3 protein-coding genes are annotated in these 1,572 nt (G+C 55.3%); all 3 read left to right on the top strand.

All coding sequences use genetic code 11. The features are described from left to right. The first annotated feature begins 1 nt into the window (after position 1). Genes rpsP through trmD form a run of 3 tightly spaced genes read left to right on the top strand, consistent with a single transcriptional unit; the run spans position 2 to position 1,550 of the window. A complete protein-coding gene (gene rpsP, locus ACIOZM_RS28625) occupies positions 2-253 on the top strand; it encodes a 30S ribosomal protein S16 (RefSeq protein ID WP_401220265.1) in 252 nt (83 codons plus the stop codon). Positions 254-258: 5 nt separating this feature from the next. Continuing rightward, positions 259-795, top strand: a complete 537-nt coding sequence (gene rimM / locus ACIOZM_RS28620) for a ribosome maturation factor RimM (RefSeq protein WP_401220262.1) — start codon at positions 259-261, stop codon at positions 793-795. Positions 796-797: 2 nt separating this feature from the next. Beyond that, the gene (gene trmD / locus ACIOZM_RS28615) at positions 798-1,550 is read left to right on the top strand and encodes a tRNA (guanosine(37)-N1)-methyltransferase TrmD (RefSeq protein ID WP_401220259.1); all 753 of its coding nucleotides are present in this window, start codon (positions 798-800) and stop codon (positions 1,548-1,550) included. Positions 1,551-1,572: the final 22 nt, after the last annotated feature.

The following is a 1,572-nucleotide window of genomic DNA, read 5'->3' as shown; positions in this document are numbered from 1 at the left end:
CATGATAACAATCCGTCTTGCCCTTGGCGGCTCCAAAAAGCGCCCGTTTTACCACCTGACCGTAACCGACTCGCGTAACCCGCGTGACGGCTCCCACAAAGAACAGATTGGTTTCTTCAATCCTGTTGCCCGTGGTCAGGAAATCCGTCTGTCCGTGAACCAAGAGCGCGTAGCCTACTGGCTGAGCGTTGGTGCACAACCTTCTGAGCGCGTTGCTCAGTTGTTGAAGGAAAATGCCAAGGCTGCGGCCTGAGCAATATGAACGCGACGCCAACTGTTGCTGATGATTTGATCGTTATTGGCAAGATCTACTCTGTTCACGGCGTTCGCGGCGAAGTGAAGGTGTATTCCTTTACTGATCCGACTGAAAACCTGTTGCAGTACAAAACCTGGACGCTCAAGCGCGAAGGCAATGTCAAACAGGTCGAGCTGGTCAGTGGACGCGGGAGCGACAAGTTCCTGGTCGCAAAGCTCAAGGGTCTTGATGATCGTGAAGAAGCTCGTCTTCTGGCCGGTTATGAGATCTGCGTGCCGCGCAACCTGTTCCCTGAATTGACCGACGGCGAGTACTACTGGTACGAGCTGGAAGGTCTGAAGGTCATCGATCAACTGGGGCAATTGCTCGGGAAAGTCGATCATCTTCTGGAAACCGGCGCCAATGATGTAATGGTAGTCAAGCCTTGCGCTGGCAGCCTGGATGATCGCGAACGCCTGTTGCCCTATACGGAGCAATGTGTGTTGGCAGTCGACCTGGCAGCGGGCGAGATGAAGGTGGATTGGGACGCGGACTTCTAAGCGTGGCTAACTTGCGCGTAGAAGTGATCAGTTTGTTTCCCGAGATGTTTTCCGCCATCGGCGACTACGGCATCACCAGTCGTGCGGTCAAACAGGGGCTCTTGCAGCTGACCTGTTGGAATCCGCGAGATTACACGACGGATCGGCATCACACTGTGGACGATCGCCCGTTTGGCGGTGGTCCGGGCATGGTGATGAAGATCAAGCCCCTGGAAGATGCACTGGCTCAGGCCAAGGCAGCAGCCGGGGAGGCGGCGAAGGTTATTTACCTGTCCCCCCAAGGCCGTCAACTGAATCAGTCGGCGGTACGCGAGTTGGCAAAATCGGATGCATTGATCCTGATTGCCGGCCGCTACGAAGGCATTGACGAGCGGTTTATAGATGCTCATGTCGATGAAGAGTGGTCGATTGGCGACTATGTACTGTCTGGCGGCGAGCTGCCGGCGATGGTCCTGATCGATGCGGTTACACGGCTGCTGCCCGGAGCTTTAGGGCATGCGGACTCCGCGGAGGAAGATTCCTTCACGGATGGTTTGCTGGATTGCCCGCATTACACCCGACCGGAGGTGTATGTGGATCAGCGTGTTCCCGACGTGTTGCTAAGTGGCAACCACGCGCATATCCGGCGTTGGCGTTTACAGCAGTCCCTTGGTCGGACCTATGAACGACGCGCCGATCTTCTGGAAAGCCGCTCGCTTTCTGGTGAAGATAAGAAGCTGCTCGAGGAATACATCCGCGAGCGGGACGATAGTTAACAACGTATATATTTTAAATCAT

The sequence above is a fragment of the Pseudomonas sp. NPDC087346 genome (assembly GCF_044744235.1).
Classification (GTDB): domain Bacteria; phylum Pseudomonadota; class Gammaproteobacteria; order Pseudomonadales; family Pseudomonadaceae; genus Aquipseudomonas.
Note: the sequence above shows the minus strand (reverse complement) of the source record. Positions and strands in the feature narration are given on the sequence as shown.

Excerpts from the sequence above, each read along its gene's own strand:
- rpsP (WP_401220265.1), top strand. The coding sequence starts at position 2 with ATGATAACAATCCGTCTTGCCCTTGGCGGCTCCAAAAAGCGCCCGTTT.
- rimM (WP_401220262.1), top strand. The coding sequence starts at position 259 with ATGAACGCGACGCCAACTGTTGCTGATGATTTGATCGTTATTGGCAAG.